The sequence below is a fragment of the Ruegeria sp. HKCCSP346 genome, from assembly GCF_017872595.1.
Taxonomy (GTDB): Bacteria; Pseudomonadota; Alphaproteobacteria; order Rhodobacterales; family Rhodobacteraceae; genus Ruegeria.
In genome coordinates this window covers 15136-34929 of record NZ_JAEDOT010000011.1, presented here as the reverse complement: position 1 = coordinate 34929, position 19794 = coordinate 15136, and the positions used below count along the sequence as shown (strand labels likewise).

16 protein-coding genes are annotated in these 19794 nt (G+C 57.5%); 9 read left to right on the top strand and 7 right to left on the bottom strand.

The window, feature by feature from the left end; translation table 11 throughout:
- The first annotated feature begins 8 nt into the window (after positions 1–8).
- Complete coding sequence (locus tag I9185_RS19305) at positions 9–1109, top strand: acyltransferase (protein WP_210093865.1); 1101 nt, start codon at positions 9–11, stop codon at positions 1107–1109.
- Between the two features lie 6 nt (positions 1110–1115).
- Here the strand turns inward: I9185_RS19305 and I9185_RS19300 are convergent, their stop codons facing one another.
- Both I9185_RS19300 and I9185_RS19295 read right to left on the bottom strand, forming a co-directional pair.
- On the bottom strand, positions 1116–2372 hold the full coding sequence (locus I9185_RS19300; RefSeq protein ID WP_245223643.1) for a glycosyltransferase family 4 protein: 1257 nt from the start codon (positions 2370–2372) through the stop codon (positions 1116–1118).
- On the bottom strand, positions 2359–3621 hold the full coding sequence (locus tag I9185_RS19295; RefSeq protein WP_210093864.1) for a nucleotide sugar dehydrogenase: 1263 nt from the start codon (positions 3619–3621) through the stop codon (positions 2359–2361). Before I9185_RS19295 ends, I9185_RS19300 begins: the two co-directional genes overlap by 14 nt.
- 375 nt (positions 3622–3996) lie before the next feature.
- On the opposite strand from I9185_RS19295, the gene I9185_RS19290 reads away from it, so the two are divergent.
- Positions 3997–5544, top strand: a complete 1548-nt coding sequence (locus I9185_RS19290) for an oligosaccharide flippase family protein (protein WP_210093863.1) — start codon at positions 3997–3999, stop codon at positions 5542–5544.
- A 7-nt stretch (positions 5545–5551) separates the two neighbouring features.
- Here I9185_RS19290 and I9185_RS19285 read toward each other — a convergent pair whose 3' ends face one another.
- The 3 genes from I9185_RS19285 to I9185_RS19275 are packed head-to-tail and all read right to left on the bottom strand — an operon-like array spanning position 5552 to position 8487.
- Positions 5552–6715 carry a DegT/DnrJ/EryC1/StrS family aminotransferase gene (locus I9185_RS19285; protein ID WP_210093862.1) on the bottom strand — a complete coding sequence of 388 codons (1164 nt, stop codon included), beginning with the start codon at positions 6713–6715 and terminating at the stop codon, positions 5552–5554.
- Between the two features lie 14 nt (positions 6716–6729).
- The gene (locus tag I9185_RS19280) at positions 6730–7362 is read right to left on the bottom strand and encodes a hypothetical protein (RefSeq protein ID WP_171637889.1); all 633 of its coding nucleotides are present in this window, start codon (positions 7360–7362) and stop codon (positions 6730–6732) included.
- A gap of 27 nt (positions 7363–7389) precedes the next feature.
- Entirely contained in the window at positions 7390–8487 is a 1098-nt protein-coding gene (locus I9185_RS19275) for a GNAT family N-acetyltransferase (RefSeq protein ID WP_348539751.1), read from the bottom strand.
- Positions 8488–8643: 156 nt separating this feature from the next.
- Between I9185_RS19275 and I9185_RS19270 the strand changes: the two genes are divergently transcribed.
- Genes I9185_RS19270 through I9185_RS19255 form a run of 4 tightly spaced genes read left to right on the top strand, consistent with a single transcriptional unit; the run spans position 8644 to position 12530 of the window.
- A complete protein-coding gene (locus I9185_RS19270) occupies positions 8644–9603 on the top strand; it encodes a glycosyltransferase family 2 protein (protein WP_210093860.1) in 960 nt (319 codons plus the stop codon).
- Positions 9600–10802, top strand: a complete 1203-nt coding sequence (locus tag I9185_RS20630) for a GNAT family N-acetyltransferase (RefSeq protein ID WP_210093859.1) — start codon at positions 9600–9602, stop codon at positions 10800–10802. Before I9185_RS19270 ends, I9185_RS20630 begins: the two co-directional genes overlap by 4 nt.
- A gap of 7 nt (positions 10803–10809) precedes the next feature.
- Positions 10810–11853, top strand: a complete 1044-nt coding sequence (locus I9185_RS19260; RefSeq protein WP_210093858.1) for a GNAT family N-acetyltransferase — start codon at positions 10810–10812, stop codon at positions 11851–11853.
- On the top strand, positions 11850–12530 hold the full coding sequence (locus I9185_RS19255; protein WP_171637879.1) for a polysaccharide deacetylase family protein: 681 nt from the start codon (positions 11850–11852) through the stop codon (positions 12528–12530). Before I9185_RS19260 ends, I9185_RS19255 begins: the two co-directional genes overlap by 4 nt.
- On the opposite strand, the gene I9185_RS19250 is transcribed toward I9185_RS19255, so the two are convergent.
- On the bottom strand, positions 12527–13885 hold the full coding sequence (locus I9185_RS19250; RefSeq protein WP_171637877.1) for a hypothetical protein: 1359 nt from the start codon (positions 13883–13885) through the stop codon (positions 12527–12529). The two genes, I9185_RS19255 and I9185_RS19250, sit on opposite strands and share 4 nt — an antisense overlap.
- Before the next feature lie 115 nt (positions 13886–14000).
- Positions 14001–15182 carry a right-handed parallel beta-helix repeat-containing protein gene (locus I9185_RS19245; RefSeq protein WP_210093857.1) on the bottom strand — a complete coding sequence of 394 codons (1182 nt, stop codon included), beginning with the start codon at positions 15180–15182 and terminating at the stop codon, positions 14001–14003.
- A gap of 555 nt (positions 15183–15737) precedes the next feature.
- On the opposite strand from I9185_RS19245, the gene I9185_RS19240 reads away from it, so the two are divergent.
- The 3 genes from I9185_RS19240 (at position 15738) to I9185_RS19230 (ending at position 19769) form a co-directional block, all read left to right on the top strand.
- The gene (locus tag I9185_RS19240; RefSeq protein ID WP_210093856.1) at positions 15738–17783 is read left to right on the top strand and encodes a right-handed parallel beta-helix repeat-containing protein; all 2046 of its coding nucleotides are present in this window, start codon (positions 15738–15740) and stop codon (positions 17781–17783) included.
- Positions 17784–18052: 269 nt separating this feature from the next.
- Positions 18053–18766, top strand: a complete 714-nt coding sequence (locus tag I9185_RS19235; protein ID WP_171637872.1) for a methyltransferase domain-containing protein — start codon at positions 18053–18055, stop codon at positions 18764–18766.
- A 175-nt stretch (positions 18767–18941) separates the two neighbouring features.
- Complete coding sequence (locus I9185_RS19230) at positions 18942–19769, top strand: class I SAM-dependent methyltransferase (RefSeq protein WP_209835505.1); 828 nt, start codon at positions 18942–18944, stop codon at positions 19767–19769.
- Positions 19770–19794: the final 25 nt, after the last annotated feature.

Here is a 19794-nt window from a genome sequence, read left to right as displayed (position 1 = left end):
ACTCGCGGATGAAAGACCAGGATGCGCATGCAGCCTCGGGCAATCCTGCGCGCTGCTATATCGCGGACCGGGCAGACGGGCGGGACAACAATTTCAACCTGATCCGGATTCTTGCCGCCAGCGGCGTGCTTGTATCGCACGCCTATCCGCTCAGTTGGGGTGGCGCGGTTGGTCAACCGTTTGAAACTGCTCTTCACGGGCTGTCCCTGGGCATGGTGTGCGTATGGATCTTCTTCGCCATTTCAGGATTCTTCATCACACGCAGCTTCGATAGAAAACGCTCTGCCAGTTCATTTCTGATCGCCCGCGCGCTGCGTCTGTTTCCGGCACTTGCGGTCGTGACAGGGATTACGCTCTTGGTTGCCGGGTTCATACTGACACAGGCCCCTGCATCCGTTTTCTGGGCGCAGGCCGGGGAATTTTTTGTGCGCAACATGCTGCTGTTCAAGATTCAATACGTGTTGCCCGGCGTGTTCGAATCCAACCCGTACGGCCCTGCAATCAACGGCTCACTCTGGTCGCTGTCTTACGAGGTCACCTGCTATATCGGTGTATTGATCTGCGGCATCCTCGGCATTCTGGGTCGGAAAAAAATCTTTGCGGTTGTTACCCTGCTGTTCTTGGTCGTCTATGCGGTGGCCATGGTGACCGATCTGAACCCGCGCATCGAGCAGCTCACCCGGCTTGGCCTCCCTTTTCTCACGGGGATGGTCTTTTATATCTGGCGCCAGCACATCCCGCTGTCCCCGACCCTCTTCATCACGGCAACGGCGCTGTCCATTGTGGCCTGGTTCACACCGCTGTTTCTGCCGGTCTTTGCCGTCTGCCTGTCATATGTGGTGTTTTTCTTGGGTTACGCGAAAACGCCTCTGCTGCTGCACTACAACAAGCTGGGCGACTATTCCTACGGGGTCTATATTTATGCCTTTCCCATCCAGCAGTTGGTGGCGCAGGCCGGGGTCACCACCCCCATCGTCAACATGGCCATGTCATTTCCACTAACGATGATCTGCGCGATGCTGTCATGGCATTATGTTGAGGCCCCTGCCATGCAATTGCGGCACCGGAAGGCTCAAAAGCCCCTGAAGACCAAACAGGCTGCTGAATAGCAGACCTTACCCCTTCCAGATCCGCTGATACGCCGCGATCAGCGCGGGCACCTGATGCGGCCAGGCCATCTCGGACTCGACCCGGGCACGCCCATAGCGGCCCATGGCGGCGCGACGTTCGTCATCGGCCAGCAATTCGGTGATCTTGTCGGCCATATCCACCGGATTGTTGGCCTTGGCGTAAAGCGAGGCCTCCTGCGCCGAGAACCGCCCTTCGGTCACGTCGAACTGAACGATGGGTTTCTCGAAGGCCATGTATTCGAGGATCTTGTTCATGGTGGATTTGTCGTTCATCTCGTTCACCCGGTCCGGGTTCACGCAGACATCGGCGGTTGACAGGATCTCGAACAGATCATGATCGGGGGCGCGGCCAGTGAAAGTGACATACTCTGACAGGCCCATTTCAGCAGATTGTTCGCGCAGCTTGTCCAGGCTGGGCCCCCCGCCCACAAGGCAGAACTGGATATCGTCGCGGCCCTGAACCTTGACCAGATGCGCCACGGATTCCAGCAGCAGGTCGATCCCTTCCTGATCACCCATGACGCCGACATAACCCACCATGTATTTCCGCCCGTTGCGCCAGGCCGGGTTCGGCGGCAGATGCTGCAACCGGCTGAGGTCGGGGCCCGAGCGGACGACAAACACATCCTCGGGCGCCATGCCGCCGCGTTCGATGGCGATCTTGCGATAGCTTTCATTGGTGGCAATCGACACACGGGCCGAGGCAAAGGTCAGCCGCTCGAACGTTTTCATCAGTTTCCAGAAGAAACCGCGCTTGTTGAACTTGGCCTCGTAAAGCTCGGGGTTGATGTCGTGGTGATCGAACAGATAGCGCACGCCAAACAGCTTGAAGGGCAGCGCCACCAGAAAGATCAGATCGGGCGGGTTGCAGCCATGGATGACGTGAAAGCCGCGGGTGAATTTGATCTTCAGTGACAGCCAGCTTTCCCAGAACAGCGCCGCGCCATATTCCAGCAGATACCCCAGCGCCCCGCTGGCATCCAGCGGCAGCGGGTGGCGATAGACCTTGATGCCCTCGTCTTCCCACACGCGTTCCTCATGGCCCTTGCCGGTTGGGCAGATGACCGAGACCAGCGCGCCTGCGGCGGCCAGCGTGCGCGCCTCCATCCAGACGCGGCGGTCAAAGGGGACGGGCAGGTTTTCCACCACGATCAGAACCTTGAGGCCCTTCAGGGGCTGGCTCTGGCGCAGCTCTTCGAACGAGATCGGCTGAACGGCGGGCACAGGGCTAGTCATATTCATAGGTTCTTACCACCTCTGCATCACCCAGGTTCAGATCATTCACGATCCGGTTTGAACCGACCACCAGATCCCAAGGCCCGGCCTCGGCCGTGGCGCGGTCCACCAGCAGGCTGCCCACGTTGGGCAGGTGGGTAAAGGCATAACCAAGGTTCTGCCCCCGCAGATCGGCCGGTTTGATGGCCGGATCATAGATCGACAGCTGATAGCCCGCCTGCAACAGGCGCCGGGCGATATCGACATTGGGGCTTTCGCGCAGATCATCGGTTCCGGCCTTGAAGGCCAGCCCGGCCATCAGCACCCGGCCCCCTTCGGGCAGCCGCGCCATGATATCCTGCGCCTGATAGGTTTTATGCGCCTGATTGGTCTGCAACAGGCTGTCGATCAGATGCGTATGCGCCCCCACCTCACCGGCGATATGTTGCAGCGCACGCACATCCTTGGGCAGGCAAGACCCCCCGAACGCGCCCCCCGGACGGGTGTAATAGGCCGAGATGTTCAGCTTGGTGTCCGAGACGAAAATCTCGTGCATGGTTTTTGCCGACACGCCCATGCTGTGACAGATGCGGCCCACCTCATTGGCAAAGGCCACCTTGGTCGCGTGCCAGGTGTTGTCGACGAATTTGGTGATCTCGGCCTCTTCGAACGCGGTATAGAACACCGGCGCATTCAGGCCTTCGTGCATCTCGTCCATCACCGCCGAGCGATTTCCGTCTGCCGTGCCGACAACGATCTTGGGCGGGTTGAAGAAATCATCCACCGCCGAAGCCTCGCGCAGGAATTCGGGGTTATAGACAATCTCGATCGCCTGACCCGTCCGATCGCCCAGATAGCTTTGGAAGATCGGCTCGATCAGCTGCCGCACCGTGCCCGGCCGGAAGGTGGATCGGTACGCCACGGTCAGCGGTCGCGCGCGGTCGGGCGAAACGGCCTTGGCAATCTGCCGCGTCACCTCGGCCACGAAATTCATGTTGTGCGACCCGTCAGTGGAACTGGGCGTGCCGACGCAAACGATGGCCAGATCCACATCCGACAGGTCGGGGATTTCAACCGTGGCGCGGATCAGGTTCTTTGCAAGCGCCTCGGTCAGCAGTTCGGCCACCTTGGGTTCCTTGATCGGAGGCTGCCCGGCATTGATTTCCGAGACCTTGTCGGCATTCACATCGACGCCGATCACCTCATGCCCCTCACGGGTCAGACAGCACGCTGCCGTGAACCCCACATACCCCAGACCAAAAATCGCAATCTTCATACCATTACACCATTTTGAACCCCGGCTTCCGGGCACTGGCCGCCACCGGACACATATCAGGCATCACATACTTGACGCGCTTGCCCATGAGGAGCCTGATCTGAGACACTGGGCCAGAAATTCTCCTTGAAACAGCAGATAACTTTCGGACACTAGACCCGCAGGTATCACCGAGTATGAAACAACCTTCTGACATTGAAAGAAAATCATGTGATTTCGACATAAAAAAGCGCGGTCTTCCTTGAGTAGCAGCGACCCCGCCCAATTGCCAGAACGGCACTTCTCTATCTGGTTGGAATACCTGAGAGAGGAGATAAAAAGGAAACACTAACCCGGTATTCTGTTGTTTGTTTTGAATGTGGAAAGACAAAGCTGTTGAAGCCTTCGCCTAAATCCGAACCGACCGGTGCCGCAGTCCCGCGCGGCTCACCCCTTGTCGTCGGGGCCGCAGCACTGTTTGCGTCGGGTGTTTTCAGCCAGTTTCTTGGTCTGCTGACGCTTATCGTCACTGCCCGCCTGCTGACCCCGACGGATTTCGGTGTAATCGCCTATTTCGTCATCGCAGTGGCCTTGCTTGAAATCGCGCAGCGGGCGATTTCCATGACCCTGATCCGGCAACCCGAGGTAACCGAAGCGCACCTCAATACAGTTTTCACGATGCAGCTGTTGCTGGGCACTTCCGCCGCTGGCCTGATCTGGATCAGTGCACCCCTGATGGGGTTTCTGGGCTTGCCTGCCCTGACCGAGCTGATACCCGCCCTATGCCTGATCGCCATCGTCAGTTCGCTCAAAAGCACACGGTTTCCCTTGCTGGAAAGGGATCTCAGGTTTGGATTCGTGGCTGGTGAAGAAGCCATCAGCCGCATCACATATACGTTGTTCGCAGTATGCCTTGCCTGGTTCTGGCGCGATTTCTGGGCCATTGTGGCAGCCAATTTCCTGACTCAGGTCGCACGCGTCATCTGGTCCTTTTCCGTCGCACCGATGCGGCCCCAGCTGACGCTCAGATGCTGGCATGACTGTATCGACGTATCATCATGGTCACTGGGCGCACAGATCACGCAATTCCTGACGACCAACATGCCGCAAATCATTATCGGAGCCACGTTGGGGCTGGCGGATGCGGGTATTTTCAGAATCGGCTTTCGCCTTGTGTCGCTGTTCACCAGCCAGGTCATCGGGCCACTTGAGCGGGTGATCTATCCCGGGCTCGCCAGCATCTCCAGAACTCAGGGCAACGACCGCGAAGCCTTTGAACAGGCCAATGCCATTCTGCTGGGCATCATCATTCCCGTCAGTGTCGGAATGGCGCTGGTCGCAAATCACCTGATCGTCGTGGTGGCCGGATATGAATGGCTGGCAGCCTCTCAGGTCATCTGGGTGCTCGCCCCGCTCAAGGCCATTGAAACGCTACAAGCCAATGTCCGTTCGGCAAGCTATGTGCAGGGTGACACGAAACGGCTGTGCCTGCGCAACAGTATCCTGCTGGTCGTAACAACCATACTGGTGCTGCTGGGATCCAACTATGGATTTGTGGGCGCGATCCTCGGATCCGGCGCAGCCAGCCTGTTCGCGATTGGCCTGGCGCTGGTCATGGCCAAGGATTTTGGAACCGGGGGGCTTCTTACACCCATTCTCATGGCCTGGCGCACCTTCGCCGCGGCCATCGCAATGGTCACCGCGGTTCTCATCGTCAGCAGCGCCTATGGCAGTGGCGACGCAATCGGCTGGGCTTACGATTCAGCCGAAGACCTGCCCCTGCTGCGCATCCGCTTTGCCGTCAAGGTCATCGTCGGCGTGTTCACCTATATCGCGACCCATCTGTTGCTTTGGCAGCTGTCGGGGCGCCCAAAGGGATTTGAAAGCCTGACGCTCGAACTCGCATCGAAACTGCGCAACAGGATTGTCGCCAGGGTGTCCTGAGACACACTCACCCCTGCAATGCCCGCTTCAGTTCCGAGACGATGTAATCAACATGCGCCTCGGAAAGATACTGGTGCAGCGGCAGTGACACGGCGTCATTCTTAAGCGCCATCGCTTCGGCCTGTCCGGTCCAGTCGAGATTACGGTTGAATCCCGCCCACCAAGGTGTTGCCCCGATCCCGCCGTGTTGCAAAGCCTGCACGACACGGTCGCGCTCCTCCACCAACACCGGCATGTTCAGCGGGCAGGTGTCGACCGTCAGCTCGGGCACAAGCATGCGCACACCCGCGACATCAGTCAGAAGTTCACGGTACCTTTCCCAGTTTGCCCGGCGCGTTGCGATGGCCTCGGATACGGAAAACGCCCGCAAGGGGCGGGCCGCAAACGCGCTCATGCGGGTACTGCGCAGAGCCGGATCAAAGTAGTAATGGCTTGGAATATCTTCCAGTTCTCTCTCAGGGCACATGTCCACGGGTATTTGTTCGCCGCCCCGCAACGCTTGCACCAGCCCTTTCAGGCGCGCTGTACCAAGCACATTGCCCAGCCCGGCCCGCAGCAGCATCTTGGTGACCATCTTGCGGGGGGGCGGGCGTGTAAACGGATGCTCAGCATGCAGATCCGGCGCGTTGATCACCAAGGCGCCGCCGCCCAAAACCGGAACAAACTTGTAAAAACAGAAGACCGAAACGTCACCCACCCGGCCTTCGGCGGGGGTCTGGCCACTCAGCAGGCTTAGCGCGCAATCTTCGATCAACCGCAACCCGTGCCGGTCACACAGCGCCCGCAGCCCGGTCAGTGAGGGTTGGATCACGCCGAAGTAATGCGTCACGTAAATCGCCCGCGTGCGCTCCGTGATAAGCGGTGCAATGCGATCCGGATCAGCCAGTAAATTGTCTGAGACAGGATACAGCCGGACCGAAAGACCCGCGTCAATCAGCGGGTCAACCTCTGAGCCGCAATTATAGGCTGGCACCAAAACCTCGTCCCCGGGCTGCAAGGCCAAAAGATCACATGCCGCCCGGATCGCCACGCGGGTATTGAAACTCCAGAAAACCGGGCGTTTCCGAAACAGGGCCGTATATCCGCCTGCCGGGTCCCGGCGAAACAGATTGGCAAACTGCATGGGCGGGTCGCCGCAATAAAGCGTGGTCTCATGTGTGTTGCTGCTCATGCCAACCCCGCATTTCAATACTGCCGCCAAGTCCGATGATGTGTCAGGCGGTATTCATTACAGTGCCCAACCGGTGAAAACCCCGTTTTCAGGATATTGAGCCTGGAAGGTAAATTGTAATCCCGGCAATTGGTATAAAACCCGTCGATTCCTGCGGATATTTTGCTGGCAACAATCGCGTCCCAAAGCCGGCCCTGCAAATTTCTGCCGCGGTATTGCGGCAGGACATAAACATGCCAGAACAGCTCTTCCGTATCAGTGAGGGGCACAAAGAAATCGCGGCTATGCGCGGCATCCCTAACCCAGGCCACCGCCTGGATGCGCCCCTCTTCCGTCAGCACCCAAAGCTGCCACCCGGCGTCCAGCCATTCCAGCATTCCCCAGTCATGCGCCGCCTCAGGGTCCGTCAGGCTGGCCAGTTCGTCCCTGGTAAGGTCTTCGCGTGATCGGATTTCCCGCACCTGTTGCGCGTCCTGCCCGGCTTGTGAGTGGGCAGCACAACTGGTCGCGCCCAGCCGGAATACCAGATGGCGTTTGCGCACAAAGCTGTCCATCAGGGCCAGCCAAAGCTGCCGGACAAGAACAACCGGCCCACGTCGCGCGGCCCCCCGGATCAGTTGCAATTTGCCTTTCTTGGCCAGATTCATACTTCGCCTTACCAATCGTTCAGGGACCTAACCCGCCGCTGCCCTCTTGAGCTTTTTCAACTGCCCCCGGATCAGATCACGCGCATTTCCCGTCAGGTACACAGACCGGTTCAACACCTTTTCACGTGCTGAAATCCGCTGCACGACACGCGGATTGAACTCTGACTTGTACTTGTGAATGTTGAACTTCTTCTCGCCCGAAACCGGTACGTGATAGCCCTCGACATCCAAGGTGCTACAGCCCTTGCCCTTGGCCCATCTCATGGCCTCCAACCACAAGGCCGGGGCGATACGCAGATTGCCCGCCGCCCGCAGATGATCCGGCTCGGTGGTGAAATGCCGGCCGTGCACAATGTCCCTGCTGCGATACACCAAAAGCCCGGCAAGAAAGGCCTCCTGCTGCCAGGCCATGATCACGGTGCCAATCTCATCGGGCCGCAATACATCTTCAAACATCGCCTCATAGGCGGGAAGGCTCAGCTCGGGCAGCCTGCGCGAGACGCGCAACCGGTTCATGCTCTCGAGAAAAATGCGGAACTCTTCCGGGGTTCGCGCGCTTCGGAACGTCACGCCCTGCCGTTCGGCGCGCCTGACCTCGCGACGGGCGCTTTTGGAAAACGCCGCCATGATCTCTTCGCTCGTGACCGATATGTCGACCCATCCGGTTTCACGAAACTGATCTTCTTCAGCCACGCGCCAACCTGCACAAGACAGCGCGGCATCCAGTGTGTCGGCCTCTTCTTCGGTCCAGAACGGGGTGACAGTCAGGCTGCCGACCCTTGAAAACCCCGGCTGTCGGCACAGGCCATCCAGAAACGTCACCATGTCGGCGGCATCGTCGCAAACCGGGCCGCTCAGGCAGCGGGCCCGGGCCCAGGCGCCGGGCAGATACGGGTGCGGTTCAAGTGAGATCAGAGCGACACCCACAAGCGCCCCATCCCGGCGCGCCGAGGCATAAATCACCTTGCGTTTCAATCTTTGTTCCGAATTCGTAAACAACGGAGATTGCCGCGGATGCTGATGCCGGGCCGCATTCAGAAACGTCATCCATTCGGCATTCCGGTCTGCGGTCAGGGTTTCAGTGCATTCAATCGCAACACTATCTTGCCCTTCAAGTTCCTGCACAGCCAAACTAATACCTCAATATACCGGTTTATTCGCTCTGAATTTCACAGCTACTATTTAACAACAGCCGTCGCTTAATGACGTTGAGTGTATTCATAGATCAGAACAATGGCTAAACAATTTGAAAATGTAAGTGAGTAACGAGAACAGGGTTTCATGACTTCACCGTCACACGGCACGCAGAGCGAATGCGCTGTTTCCATTGTCATCGTGAACTGGAATACCCGGGACATTCTTCGGGACTGCCTGATATCGATTTCCCGGCAGACCCGGAAGCCGCATGAGGTCATCGTCGTCGACAATGCATCAAGCGACGGATCCGTCGATCTTGTCCGTGACGAATTCCCTGATGTTCGCTTGATCGCCAATGACACGAACCGGGGATTTGCCGCGGCCAACAATCAGGGTCTGGAAATCGCACGGGGTGACAATCTGCTGTTGCTCAATCCCGATACCATCATTCTGGATGGTGCGATCGATACCATGCTGGACTGGCTGGATCAGCACCCGGATGTCGGCTGCGCTGGATGTCAGGTCCTGGAAGATGAAACCACCATTCAGCGCACCTGTTTTGCCGACCCGGGTCCGGGAAACCTGGCGCTGATCGAGTTTGGGCTGCACCGCCTGTCTCGGCGCAATCCGCTTCTGGCCCGCGCCGAGTACGGAGACTGGGATCGGCGTTCGCAACGCGAGGTCGACGTCGTCTCGGGCATGTTCATGCTTGTGCCCCGTCGTGTCTTCGAGGCCGTGGGCCTTCTGGACGAGGCATTCTTCGTCTACTCGGAAGAGGCCGACTGGTGCCGTCGCATCCGCGATGCAGGCTGGAAATGCGTGTTCACCCCCGAAGCGCGCATCCTGCACCTTGAGGGAGGCGGCAAAAGCACCGCCCAGATCCGCTCGCGGATGTACGTACAGATGCAGAAAAGCAAGATGATCTATCTGCGCAAACATTATGGCCTTTGGGGCCTGTTCCGCGGCCGGATGGTGTTTGTGGGGTCATCCGTATTGCGCTTTGTCATGTCGGTCGCAAATCGGCGGGAAGAAGCTGCCGCGCGGCGGCGTCTGGCCCGGGCCTCGCTGCGCTATCACCTGACCAGCCAGGAGCCGACAGAGTGACCGACACAGACGTCCGGCTGACATTCAAATGGGTTGATGGGGTCACGGGCCTTGAACGCATGACCGATGCGTGGGCCGCACTGGCCCGACAGACCGGCGCGGACATCTATGCCGCTCCGGTCTGGGTCCTGACCTGGTGGGCTCATTTCGGGCGCGGTAAAACGCTCCGGACCCTTGTGGCATATGACGCCCAGGGGCAGCTGGTCGCTTTGCTGCCGTTCATGATCTATCCGGTTTGGCTGGGGCCTGTGAGGGTCCGTATCGCCAAATTGGCCGCAACCGATCCCAACACGGTGATTTTCCAACTGGCCGCCACGGAAACCGCGCTAAAGAACAGCTGCGCCGAGGCCCTGAACGGCCTTCTCGGCGATGGCCGGGCGCATCTGGTCAGTTTCACCCCCGCCTCGGAACGCGGCACCATGCTGGCAGCCATCCGCAATGGGGTGGCACCGGGGCTGGCGCTGACCGACACGCCGGCTGGCACCCATACGGTTTTTGAACTGCCCGATACGTTTGAGGGCTATCTTGCCAACCTGTCCAAGAAACGGCGGAGTCAGTATCGACGGGATCTGAAACATCTACAGAATGACCACGGCCTGACAACGCGGATGGTCCATCCTGATGCGCATCAGTTCAGGGATTTCGTCTCCTTCCACAACCGGCAATGGCAGGAGGTTGGAAAAGGAGGCCATTTCGCGGATTGGCCTGGCAGCGCCGCCTTCTACTGCGATCTGGCAGACGCCACCCAGCAGGGGCAGGAAACCTGGTTCGTCGAACAACATGGTCGAAACGGCCCCCTTGCCACCCAATTCTGTCTGGTCGCGGGACAGACCTGCCATTGGCGATTGCCCGCCAGATCGACCGATCCGGAACTGGAACGCCTCAGCCTTGGGAAAATCGGCTTGGTTCAGATGATCGAACAGCTGATCGCCGCTGGCGTGACGCGGATCGAAGCCGGGATTGGCGCATATGGTTACAAGCTGGTCTATGGCGGTGAATCGGTGCCCACTCATCGCCTGATCGTCTCACGGCGATCAGGAATATCCCCTGTCTTGCTGAAGCTCTGCCTTGGTTGGGCGCGTGTGTTGCACCTGGTCTATTACAGGCTCTGGTTCGGGCGGGTTGCACCCCGGCTGAGGGCCGTGATCCCGTTGAAAAACAAATCGCTGTGGTCCAGCTGGATCAAAACAAGAATATGAGGCGGATATGATCGCATATCAGTTCTCTGCACGGGTTCTGCCTGAAGACAAGTGGCCCGCCCTCAGCGCGTCGTTCCGCGACCTGACCCTTGAACACAGCCTGACCTATGCCCGCGCGGCGGCCCGCCGGATCGGGGCAGACGTACAGTTCCTGATGCTCACCACCCCGGACGGGCAGCCTGTTGCCGCCGCATGTCTGCGCATCAAACATGTTCCTGGCCTGCGGCGTGGCATTGCATGGCTTGCCGCCGGACCGCTGGTGCTGCATGTCGATCGGCCTGATCCCGACGCTGCAACACTGCGTGCCGTGCTGTCCGCACTGCGTACGTATGCTCAGGAGAGCGGGCATATCCTGCGCCTGCGGTTTCCGGCCACACCCTGGCATGATGTTGCATTGTTGGATCAGCTGGCCCGTAGCGAAGCGTTTTTGCCCACCGATCGATCCCCGACCTATCGAACCGTGGTCGTGGATTGTACCCAGGACGAAGATACACTGATGCGTGCCCTGCACGGAAAATGGCGCAACCCCCTGCGCAATGCGCTGAAAGCCGGCCTTGATCTGGATATCGTGCCGATTGCACAGGCAGCCGACCGGTTTCATCCGATGTATACCGAGGTTCAGGCAGCCAAAGGCTTTCGGCCGGATATCCCGCCAGAATTCTATTATGGCCTTGAGGGGGCTGATTTTGCCCATGAGGTTCTGTTTGCCCGCAAGGACGGGGCCGACATTGCCGCGATGACGCTGGGACGGGCTGGGTCCAATGCCGTCTATCTGTTCGGGGCCACTCTGGACACCGGGCGGCGCCTGAATGCCGGGCATTATCTGATGTGGCATTCCATGCTGCGCTGTCGCGACCTGGGCCTGAAGTATTTCGACCTGGGCGGGATAGATCCTGAAGCCAACCCTTCCGTCACACGTTACAAGCTGCGCACGGGCGGCACAGAGCTGCGCGCAGCGGGCCCGTACGAGTTCCGCCCTGCCGGCGCAAGCTCTGCCCTGATCAGCATCGCCGAAACCATTCACGCCCGCCTGAAGAAGCTGCGCTCATGACAAAGCCCATCGGTATCAACTTTCACGGCATCGGAACACCAAAACGCTCTCTGGAACCGGGCGAGGCCCCCTACTGGCTGTCCGTTGGCAAGTTTGAGCGGGTTCTGGACCGGATCGCTGCGGCCCCCAATCCGAGCCGGTTCACCATCACCTTCGATGACAGCAATCTTTCTGATCATGACATCGCCCTGCCAGCACTTGTTACCCGAGGCCTGCGGGCCCGGTTTTTTGTTCTGACCGGACGGATCGGACAGGCCGGATCACTGGATGCAGACCATCTGCGTCGCTTGCAGAATGCGGATATGACAATCGGCAGCCATGGAATTGACCATCTTGCCTGGCCGACACTGGATGACGCTGCTCTGATCCGAGAACTCAGCGAATCCCGCGCGCAGTTGGAAATGATATGCGGCTGCCCGGTGGTCGAAGCGGGCATTCCCTTTGGCCGCTACGATACACGGGTGTTACGTGCGCTGCGCGATGCGGGCTACACTACGGCTTGGTCAAGCGACGGAGGCATCTGGCGCAAAAACGCATTTATACGCCCCCGCACATCGCTGCGCGAGGATATGAGCGATCAGGATTTGAAGGCGATCTTGTCGGGTCACATGCCGCTCGCGCGCCGCTTTCGGCGCGCATTGGGCATGACCCGTCGGCGCTGGACGACCACAGGTTAGCGGGCGCGTGCGACACGCCCGGTAGACAGTTCTCCGGGCAGGGCCTTGGGAAACCGGGTATACCGCATCTTCCGCCCTCCTTCCTCGGCCTGGGCCTGGTCCCCATCCTGACCGGACCCGTCATCCGCATCCAAAAACCAGACCCCCGCACCCAGCAGGAACATCAGAAAGCAGAACGTGGCATCCCAAAGATGGACGGTCACCGCAGATACACAAAGGCCCAGAAGCGAAATCAGATATCCAAGGCGCGCATCCGCCATTGCCCCGGTCAGATTTCTGCTGCCAAGCTTAAAGAACGTGACAATCATCGCGCCTACAAGAAGGAACAGGGCCGGAAAACCATGTCGCAATGTGACCACCAGCCAGAAATTGTCGACGCTGCTCAGCAGTACCATCCAGTGGGGGCGCGTCCAGTCATTCAGGCCGATACCGAAGATCGGGTTTCGCAGAATATCGTCGGATGCGAAATTGAACGTATGGATGCGGGCCCATGCCGTACCGGGGGTCAGCGTGAAATGGGTTGCAAAAATCTGGAACATACTCCGGTTCGAGCCAATCTCGGCAATGAAATACAGAACGCAGAATATGCTCAGCAGAACTTTCCATTTCTTCTTGAGGAAACTAAAAATCCAGTTCCATCCCATCAACGCCAACTGAATGACGACATTCAGAAACGCACCCGATGAAAGGGAAAAGAACACCGCCCCCCCTACTACCGAGGTCAGGCCAACCTTCTTGAAGAACGATTTATGCCATCCCAGCACATACCAGGTCAGCGCGAAGGCCGGCGCGCAGAACACGCCGAACAGGATGGGATGCGGCATCGTTGTCTGCGCCCGCAGCAACCCAAGCCGAGGTTCGAAAATCCATTTCTGATAAACGCTTAGAACCTTGCCGAACAGGTTCAACAGCGGGGTCTTGCCCGTAAAGGATTCGAACAAGGCAAAGGGCAGCAAAATGAGGATAAGCAGAAACAGGCATTTCACGAAGTACCGAAACGATTCCAGGTTCCGGATATAGGTTCGGGCAATAAAATAGGGCACCAGGGTTTCGATCATGAACATCCCGATGAACTGCCACATTTGCGCCAAACCATTATTGACAGAAATGGACAGGGCCGACCAAAAGCTGAACATGATCGCCAGAATATCAACGGCCCTGATCTTTCCGGCCTTGCCGCTCAGCCATCCGATGATCGCAGGAAACATGAACAGCAGCAGGATCACCCGATACCCGCTGAGCTTGAGCCCCCCCAGGTGGAAATAGAACGGCATCGCGAAGGAGACAATGAGCAAGGCGAGAACGACCGGCTTTGTCGCCGGGGCGCTGGCTTTCGCTGACAAAACGGCTGTCATCTAAAATTCCTGCCTTTAAACGGATAACATATTACAGATTGCACCAACATATTGTCAGTATTCTGGCCGCGCGCCCGAAGCCAATCACTTTTCCACAACATTGCCCGCAATGTCCTCATCGCGAGGGGTAGGATTGCGACAAGCTGGACCCCGCATTCAGGCGATCAAGCTGGCTGCCGGGGCGCACGCCGTATTCGTTGTATCCGTCTTTCCTGCCTTGCGCGTAATAGATGAACTGGCTGTCATAATGCCCACCCTGAGAGGGGGTCTGATCTTGAATCAACGCATTGTTGAGCACAACCCAATCGCGCTGGTTCTCGTGCCCGATGACATTGGCCACCGCATTCTGCTCAATGACCACCGAGGTCGAATCCGGAGAAATGTTGATGACCGGAACCGAATGACCGCCGGGCACATGGATCACCGAGTTCTTTCTGATCGAGATATTGTCCGAGCCATGGATCGAAATGCCGTGAATATGACCATTGTAGATCATGTTGTTTTCAACCAGCACATTGCGGTGTCGCATGACTGGGTTGCCGAGGTCCTTGCCGTCTCCGCCAGCCCAGATGGTCTGTGTGAAATCGCCGCCGGCCATGTCGAATATATTGTCACGGATGACGATGTCCGAAGATCCCCGGGGCGATACCCGCATAATCTGGATCATGTCGCGGTGATCCTGAGATCCAGCCGCACCGCCAAAATCGTGAAACCGGTTCCGCTCGATTCTCAGGCCATCCGCAGCATCGACGTCAACCCCATCGGACCGGATCGTGTGAATGTTGTTGCCCGTAAAGACAAACTGCCGCGACTGCACGGACAGAACTGCTGTCCACCATCTGCGAAATTCGTTGCCTGAAAGGGTCAGGTTCCCGCCCCGCTCGATTTTCAGGCCGATCCCGATACTGTACCCGTCCGCCTCGGACCCTGTTCCCCTTGCAGTCCCACCGTCGAACACGGAATTCGATATCACAATGTCCGTACTGTTCAGGATGACGAAATAGGCAATGAAATGCGGATCGCCCCCATTGTAGGTGTAATCGAAATAGACACCATCCAGATGCACATTCCTGGCTCCTTCCAGAACCAGACGGGTAAAGCAGGCCGGTGCGGCAGGATCGGCGGACCGGATCACCACGGGTGACCGGTATGCCGTGTTCATCCTAAGGGTTCCATAATTCCCAGGCGCCAGAAGAAAGATTTCCCCGCCCCGGGCATTTTGCAGGGCTGCGCCAAGATCGGCGGCATTCGCGACCCGCTGCCCCTTGGTCTGAGTTGCGGGAAGGTGCGTTCGCACGTCTCGCCCCTGACAGGGGGGCTGGGCCGCCACATCAAAACCCAACATGAGCAGTAGCGCCCCTGCCAAGACGAGAATCCGGGACCCGGCCATAACGCACCTTTCTGATAACCACACTTGCAGGAAAGTGTAGGCAAGGCGGGTTCCACTGTCTATCGCGCCTGCTTGCCCGTCTGGCGCCATGGCACGTCCGAATAGCCCTTGCAACGCCCAGGTTTCCCTTACGGCACCGGGCAATTCATTGCCGATGCCTATCGCCCATACGCAAGGACATGCCTGAATGATGGCTATTTTGTGGCCATTGTTGCCCTACGGGAATCAATTCGCCAAACCCTAGGCAACCGCTAAGGGAAGTGGAACAATTCCCGGTATCGAGTATCGAGTTCACTCGGAAATAAACGCACAGGGGCAGAATTGTCCCGATACAGGCAACAATTTCCAAACATAGCCATATTTCGGCCACTCTGCCGCCCTCGGGCGGCTGTTCCATCCGTCCTGGGTGTGCGGGAACTCGTGCGCTGCCACTCACAGCGCCTATGAAACAGAAGGTGAAATATGTCGACGACAATCACGGTAACCTCTGCGGCAGAGCTGAACCAGGCCTTGTCTCAGGCGACAGGTGGGGAAACCATACTGCTTGCGGCGGGCGATTACGGTCAGCTCAACCTCCACTACACGAATTTCGCATCGAATGTGACGATCCAATCCGCGGATCCGAATGCGCAAGCCAGCTTTTCCGGTATTCACGTCAAGCAATCATCGAACGTCACATTCGACGGCATCAAGTTCGACTACACTTACAATAGTGGCGACTACCATTTCCAAAGTCCGTTCAGTGTCTATGACAGCCAGAACATCGCGTTCAAAAACTCGATCTTCGATGGCGACGTTGCCAGCGGCACAGGCACATCCGCAGATGGTACCGGTTATGGAACAGGCCTGACAATCAGCGGTTCGACCAATGTCACTATCGACAACACCGAGTTCTTGAAGTGGTGGAAAGCAGTCATTGCCGTGAACTCCAATGGGGTCAGCGTAACCGGCAGTGATATCCACACGATACGGTCCGACGGTCTGGTCTTCGACAATGTCGACAACATTCTGGTCGAGAATAACTATATTCACGATTTCGGCGGCGCAGCCGGGTCCGGCGATCACCGCGACATGATCCAGATTCAGCGCGCCAACGGCAGCGGCAGTGACAACATCACCATCCGCAACAACGTGTTCGACATGGGGAACGGGGACTTTACCCAAACCATCTGGGCTGGTGGTGACGGCAAGGATATCAACGATCCCAATGTGATCCACCACAACGTGCTGATCGAAGGGAACACGATCTATAATGGCCACTTCCACGGCATTTCCCTTTATGGTGTGGATGGGCTTACGATCACCCAGAATTCGGTTCTGCACGTGGACGAAAAGACGCTGACCGGCGGGATCGAGATTCCGGTGATCAACGTTTCCTCTGGTTCCACAAACGTCACCATCGATCAGAACATTACATCTCAGATCGTAGGGTATAACGGGCAATCCGACTGGAACGTCAGCAACAACGCCCTGATCCAGCCCGGTGAGTACGACCAGAACTTCACCTATCAGGCAACGGCGCAGGGGAATGGTTACAACCAGTATGTCGTCATCCCAGGCAGCCTGGCTGACACACTGAACGCCGGTTCGGCCCATTCGTATGGCGCCTCGGGCTCCACCACTCCGCAGCAGGGCGGCACCACGTCCCCGGACAGCGGCTCCACGTCCCCCGACAGTGGCACCACGTCTCCCGACAGTGGCACCACGTCTCCGGACAGCGGAGTCCAACAGCCCGACACTGGGTCCGAGCAACCTGATACCGGGTCTGAACAGCCCGACACCGGGTCCGAGCCTATTAGTGGCGAACCGCAGGGCGAACTGATGATCGACATAACCCATCAGGACAGCCCGGAGAGCGTTGAGTACCAGGACGGAATTTCTGACATCAGCAAAGTCTCCTCCCCGGTCGACGCGACGCAGGCCGAAGGCGATACAAGCGCCGTGCAACCTGATACAGGCTCGGAACAACCCGACACGGGTTCAGAGCAGCCTGACACCGACTCCGAACTTGTCCTTGCTGACAGCTCACAAGACGAAATGTCGGTGATCGACATCACCAATCAGGACAGTCGGGGGAACATCGGGCACTTGGACGGGATTTCTGACGCTGAGCAGGTCAGCTTCTCGATCGACGTGACGCGGGAAGAAGGCGACACAACAGCCGAGCGGCTTGTGTGGAACCACTCGAATTTCGGCCTGAAGCTGAACAAGAAAGGGCATCTGGTCGCAAAAGTCGACAACAATGATGGTGGGTTCCGCGACGGCTTCAAGATCACGGATGTCGATCTGAGCGACGGTGAAACACATCAGGTCACTCTGATGGTCGATCAGGACACCGATCGCCTTCAGGTTCTGGTCGATGGTGCCGTTGTCCTGGACGAAACCAATACGGATTTCGATTTCGCCGGCGGTCGGGAAAGGGATTGGTACGTTGGTGATAGCGTCGACACCTTTGCGATCGGTGACGAGACCCCGTTTGTCGAGCCGTATTCCGATTTGTTCGCGTAACGGCAAAGATCGCCGGAAAAGCAACTTATTGATCACTACTGTATGGGCGGGTTCCGGGAAATCGGACCCGCCCATATCTATTCTGACCACCGGCATTGCCAGTTATGTAAGCTTGGGTGCATACGTTCTTTGAATGCTGCCAGCATTCATCTAAAGATTGGTCAAACAGCCATGTCACTGCCTTAAAAGGCGTATTGCAAAAATCTTTTTATCGCGATTTGGCCCCGTTTCGAACGCCGCGCAAGGTTACGGGTTTTTTGGGAGAGTAAATGGTACAGTCAGAAATACGCTGGCACACGGATTGCAGACAGGATTATCTGGATACGGTCTGGAACATCATAACAGATGAAAAACCGGCCCGGATCATGGAAATCGGTGGCACGACCAGCCGATCGACCGGCGACAAGACACTGCCCGATCATGTCACATCCTTCACGATCAGTGACATAAGTGCCGAAGAACTTTCCCATGTTTCCGATGAGTTCGACACCCTTCAGATCAACGCCTGCGGCGATGTCAGCCATGTGGATCAGAGGTTCGATCTGATCATGTCCAAGTTTTGTGGCGAGCATATGCCCGACGGCAAGCAGTTCCACAAAAACATGCATCACCTTCTGGCGGATGGTGGCGTTGCTGTTCACTTGGTGCCGACCATTTTCGCCTCGCCGTTCCTGATCAACTGGTTGTTTCCCGAACAACTGACACGCAAGGCGGTTCAACTGTTGCAGCCCCGGCGCTTTGATGGCCAGAATACCGGCAAATTCCCCGCCTATTACTCACTGTGTCGCGGCTCGACCCCGTACATGCGAAAGGCGTTGGCGGATGTCGGGTTTTCGAGCATCGAAGTACATGAATATTACGGGCACCATTACTATGATAAGATTTTCGGCCTGCGGCAGCTGGATAACGGGCTGGCGCGCCTGTGCGCCCGGCACCAATGGGCGGTTTATTCTTCCTATGCCATCATCATAACGCGCAAGTAAGTGCCCCAGACCGGGCCCACGGCGTTTGACAGGAAACCAGCAAGACCGGAGGCTGTGGAAAGAGCGGAGCCACAAAACAGCCAAACAGACGAAGTAATGGAATTGACGCCCCAGTTTATGAATACCCGCTTCGACAGGTGGAGCGCATGACAAGTTGAGATCCGAGGACGTAGAGATGTTAGAGTCGAAAAGTTATCAGGCCTATATGAACAGCCCATACAAAAGCAGTAAGCATTCCACTTACTTCGATGTGTATGACAAACTTTTTTCTCCTTACATCGGAAAGGATATCACGTTTGTTGAGATCGGCGTTCTGGGTGGTGGATCTCTTTTCATGTGGCGGGAATTCTTTGGCCCTCAGGCCCGCATCATCGGCGTTGAACTGAACCCCGATGCAAAGCGCTGGGAACAGGAAGGGTTCGAGATTTTCATCGGCAGCCAGAGCGATCCGGATTTCCTTGAAAAAATCGTAAGGGAAGTCGGTGATATCGACATCGTTCTGGATGATGGCGGCCACACCTATGAACAACAGATCATTACGACGGAATGCCTGTTGCCACACATCAAGGATGGCGGGATGCTTGTGGTCGAAGACACGCATACCTCTTACATGGAAGGGTTCGGCCTCAGGCACCGTTCCTTCATCAAATATGCCATGAACATGGTGGACCGTATCAACCATCGGTTCTCGCGGCTGACGCCTGACACCTCGGAAAAGCGTGCCTGGGGGATTAGCTTCTTTGAGTCTTTTGTCGTCTTTGACGTGAACCGCAAGGCGACCTCGGTCGCATCGGCGCCCACAGAAAACGCTGGCAAGGACCTGCATGCCAAAGACTTCAGGCATGCGGACAATCAGACCTACGAAGCTCTTCTGAAAACATCCAAAGGGCTCTCGGCGCTCAAGGCCATTCCGGGGATGCGTGCCGCAGCCAGGCTGGTACGAAACATCGTGTCGCTGCCATCCAACATGAAGCGCGCCCGCAGGTTGAAAGAGTATTTTTGACCGGGTCAGAGACAGCTGTGTGCAC